This is a genomic window from Parafrankia sp. FMc2, assembly GCF_041008525.1.
In the GTDB taxonomy this organism is placed as follows: Bacteria; Actinomycetota; Actinomycetes; order Frankiales; family Frankiaceae; genus Parafrankia.
This window is the reverse complement of record NZ_JBFLUG010000271.1, coordinates 1-4,570: the sequence shown is the minus strand read 5'-3', so window position 1 is coordinate 4,570 and position 4,570 is coordinate 1. Positions and strand designations below refer to the sequence as shown.

The window sequence follows — 4,570 nt, the reverse complement described above, 5'->3', positions numbered from 1 at the left end:
GGGCGTAGGTGGTGTATAAGGATCGTGGCCGGGTGAGGGGGGGCGTCCGCGGCGGGCGGGGGTGTCGTCCTTCGGGATCAGCGGCACGAACGCCCACGTCATCCTGGAACAGGCCGGCCCCGGTGCGGACCGGTCGGGGGCCCGCGAGCTCCCGGCCGGTTCCGGGCCCGGCGCCGAACCCGCCGTCGTGCCCTGGTTCGTCTCGGCGCGTTCCGTGACGGCACTGCGGGCGCAGGCCGCCCGTCTGACCGCCCACCTCGCCGGCGGCGCGGAGGGGGCGGCCGAGTCGGCCGAGCCGGCGGAGTCCGTACTGGATATCGGGTTCTCCCTGGCGACGGGCCGGGCCGCGCTGCCGTGGCGGGCCGCCGTCGTCGCCGCCGACCAGGACGGCGCCTCGCGGGCGCTGGCGGCGCTCGCCCGCGGCGAGTCCGCGCCGGCACTCGTCGAGGCGACCGTCGGCACGCCGGGCCGCACGGCGATGATCTTCACCGGCCAGGGGTCGCAGCGTGTCGGGATGGGCCGCGAGCTGCGGGCCCGCTTCCCGGTGTTCACCGAGATCCACGACCGCGTTCGCACCTTCCTCGACCCGTTGCTCGAACATCCCCTGGGCGAGGCGGACGGCGACGCCGACCTGCTGGACCGCACCGACCTCACCCAGCCGGCCCTGTTCGCGCTCGAGGTCGCCCTGCACGGCCTGCTGCGCAGCTGGGGCGTCGTGCCGGACGTCGTGGCCGGGCATTCTGTCGGCGAGATCGCCGCCGCCCACGTCGCGGGCGTTCTGTCCCTGCCCGACGCCTGCCGGCTCGTCGCCGCCCGCGGACGGCTGATGGCGGCGCAGCCGGGCGGGGCGATGCTCGCCGTCCAGGCCACCGAGGCCGAGGTGCGTGGATGGCTCCCTGATACCGACGAGCTCGGCGTCGCGGATGAGCTGGACGTCGCGGATGAGCTGGAGGTGGCGGGTGAGCTGGAGGTGGCGGCGGTCAACGGGCCCGAGTCCGTTGTCGTCTCCGGTACCGAACGGGCGGTGGCGGCGCTGGCCGCGCACGCCGAGCGGGCCGGCCGGCGCACCCGACGCCTGCGGGTCACCGCCGCCTTCCACTCGCCCCTGATGGACGGCATGCTCGAACCGTTCCGCCAGATCGCCGCGACCTTGGCCTACCACGCCCCGACGATCCCGCTGGTCTCGACGGTGACCGGGCGTGCGGTGGCCGCGGGCGAGCTGTGCGACGCGGACTACTGGGTCCGGCAGGCCCGCGCCGCGGTGCGCTTCGCCGACGCGGTCACCTGCCTGCGCGAACGGGGCGTGACCACGTTCGTCGAGGTCGGGCCGGCGGCGGTCCTGTCCGGGATGGGACGCGAGTGCGTGCCCGACGGCGACGCGGCGTTCGTCCCCACCCTGCGCGCGGACCGTCCCGAGGAGCACACCCTGGTGACGGCACTCAGCCAGGCGCATGTCAACGGCGTCCACGTCGACTGGGCGGCGTTCTTCGCCGGGACGGGCGCCCGCCGGGTGGACCTGCCCACCTACGCCTTCCAGCACCGGCGCTACTGGTTCCAGCCACCCCCGGCCTCGGCCGGCAGCGCTGACCCGGCCGAGGCAGCCGGTGCACCGGCGGGCTCCGGGACGGACGACCTGACCTACCGGATCACCTGGACGCCGGTGTCCCTCCCCGTTTCCGCCACGCCCGCGCTGTCCGGCACCTGGATCGTCGTGCTCCCGCCGCCGGCCGCCGCCGCGGACCCGCTGGCCCGCGCCTGCGTCCAGGCCCTGGAGCTGCACGGCGCGCAGGTGTGGCAGGTGGCCCTCGACGAGGAGGCGGACGTCGACCGCGCCTCTCTGGCCGGCCGTCTCGCCGCCGCCCGCACCGATGCGGCCGGCCGGGCGCAGGACGTCCGCGGTGTGCTGTCGCTGGCAGCGCTGGATGGCAGCCCGCTCGGGACCCATCCGGTGCTCCCCGCCGGCCTCGCCGGTACCGTCGCGCTGCTGCAGGCACTGGGGGACGCCGGTGTGGACGCCCCGCTGTGGTGCGCCACCCGGGGCGCGGTGTCGACCGGGTCCGGTGACCCGCTGACCAGCCCGGCGCAGGCGCAGGTGTGGGGTCTGGGCCGGGTCGCCGCCCTGGAGATGCCCGCACGCTGGGGCGGCCTGGTCGACCTGCCCGCCGCCCTCGACCCGCGGACGTCCGAGCGGCTGGTCGCCGTCCTCGCGGCCACCTCCGGCGAGGACCAGGTCGCCCTGCGCCCGGCCGGGACGTTCGCTCGCCGCCTCGTCCGCGCCACCGCCACCACCACCGCCACCACCGCCACCACCGCCACCACTGGCGGCGGCGGCGCACCGTGGCGCCCGCGGGGAACCGTGCTGATCACCGGCGGCACCGGGGCGCTGGGCGCGGCGGTCGCCCGGTGGTGCGCGGCCGAGGGTGCCGAGCGGCTGGTGCTCACGAGCCGGCGCGGTGCCGCGGCACCCGGCGCCGCCGAGCTGGTCGCCGAACTGAGCAGCCTCGGCGCGCAGACCACGGTGGCCGCCTGCGACGTCGCCGACCGGGACTCCCTCGCCCGGGTGCTTGCCGACGTCCCGGCGGAGCATCCGGTGACCGCCGTCGTCCACGCGGCCGGCAGCGGCACCGGCGGAGTGCTGGAGCGGGTGGGTCCGGCGGAGCTCGCGGACGTCGTCGCCGCCAAGACGGCCGGTGCCGCGCACCTCGACGAGCTGCTGTCCGGCCACGAACTCGACGCCTTCGTCCTGTTCGCGTCGGTGGCCGGTATCTGGGGCAACCCCGGACAGGGCGCCTACGCCGCCGCGAACGCCGGGCTGGACGCGCTCGCCGAGCACCGCCGCGCCCGCGGCCTGCCCGCGACCTCGGTGGCCTGGGGCCCCTGGGCCGGCGGCGGGATGGCGGACGTCGCCCGGGTGCGGGAACGGACCGCGCGTCACGGCCTGCCCGCGCTGGACCCACCGGAGGCGCTGCGGGCGCTGGGCGAGGTCGCCGGCGGCGGCGAGAGCTGCGTCGCGGTGGTCCGGGTCGCCTGGGAGCGTTTCGTCGCCGCCTTCCCACCCGGCCGGCCGGCCCGCTTCGTGGAGGAGATCCCGCCGGCCCGCGACGCCCTCGCCCGCCTGCGCGGCGACGGGACGACACCGGACGCCCCCGGCACCACAGGCACCACAGGCACCACAGGCATTCCCGGCACCACGGACGCCGACGAAGGCGCGAGCCCCGGAAGCGGGCCGGGTGCCGGCGGGTCGGCGGCCGAGCGGCTGCGGGAACGCCTCGCCGCGCTGCCGGACAGCGGCCGGCGCCGGCTGCTCCTGGGGCTGGTGCGCACCGAGGTCGCGGCCGTTCTCGGGCATGCCTCACCCGAGGACGTCCCAGCCGACCGCGCCTTCACCGATCTCGGTTTCGACTCGCTCGCGTCGGTCGAGACCCGCAACCGGCTCGCCCAGGCCACCGGGGAGCAGCTCGCCGCCGTGGTCGTGTTCGACCACCCCACCCCGGCGGCACTCGCCCGCCACCTGCTCGGCCTCCTGCGTTCCGACGAGACCGGCTCCGACGGCGGTCTCCGGCCCGGGGTCGGGGTCGGGGCAGCGGCCGGCGCGGAGTCGGTGCTCGACGATCTCGACCGCCTGCAGGCGGCGCTGGCGGCCAGCCCGCCGGACGGCCAGGTCAGGTCCGCGCTGCAGACCCGGCTGCGGACGATGCTGCGCACCCTCGACACCCCCGACGACGATCTGGGCGCGGCGACCGACGACGAGATGTTCGATCTGCTCGGCCGCGAGTTCGGTATTTCCTGAGGTCCCGTTCGCACCAGGTTCCCGGTCTTCGCCGGACGGTCGGAGACACCCGAGGTCAGGAGGAGTCCCGTGTCGAACGAGGACCGGCTGCGCCATTTCCTGAAGCAGGCGACCACCGAACTGCGCGCGGCCACCCAACGGGTGCGCGAGCTCGAGGACGCCGCCCGCGAGCCGATCGCGATCGTCGGCATGGGCTGCCGTTTCCCCGGCGGAATCTCCTCGCCGGAGGAACTGTGGGACGTCGCGGCGCACGGCCGTGACATGGTGTCGGAGTTCCCGCCGGACCGCGGCTGGGACGTCGACGCTCTCTACAACCCGGATCCGTCCGCCACCGGGACGAGCTATGTGCGCGAGGGCGGTTTCCTCGCCGGTGCCGGCGGTTTCGACGCGGAGTTCTTCGGGATCTCGCCGCGGGAGGCGTTGGCGATGGATCCGCAGCAGCGTCTGTTGTTGGAGGTGTCGTGGGAGGCGTTGGAACGGGCCGGTATCGACCCCGCCTCGCTGCGCGGCACCGACGCGGGCGTCTTCACCGGGCTGATCTACCAGGGGTACGGCGGCGAGTCGGTCGCCGCCTCGGAAAGCGTCGAGGGCTACCGCATCAGCGGCACCGCCTCCAGCGTCGCCTCGGGCCGGGTGTCCTACACGCTGGGGTTGGAGGGTCCGGCGGTGACGGTGGATACGGCGTGTTCGTCGTCGTTGGTGGCGTTGCATCTGGCGGTGCGGTCGTTGCGGGTGGGGGCTGTCTCTTAGACACGTTTCGGATGCCACGAGACCAGAGAG

1 protein-coding gene and 1 pseudogene are annotated in these 4,570 nt (G+C 75.8%); both read left to right on the top strand.

Annotation, left to right across the window (positions count from 1 at the left end; translation table 11 throughout):
• Window positions 1-61: 61 nt before the first annotated feature.
• On the top strand, window positions 62-3,790 hold the full coding sequence (locus AB1460_RS35835) for an SDR family NAD(P)-dependent oxidoreductase (protein WP_368966898.1): 3,729 nt from the start codon (window positions 62-64) through the stop codon (window positions 3,788-3,790).
• 69 nt (window positions 3,791-3,859) lie between these two features.
• Window positions 3,860-4,528, top strand: a pseudogene (locus AB1460_RS35830) (beta-ketoacyl synthase N-terminal-like domain-containing protein); the annotation flags it as partial.
• Window positions 4,529-4,570: the final 42 nt, after the last annotated feature.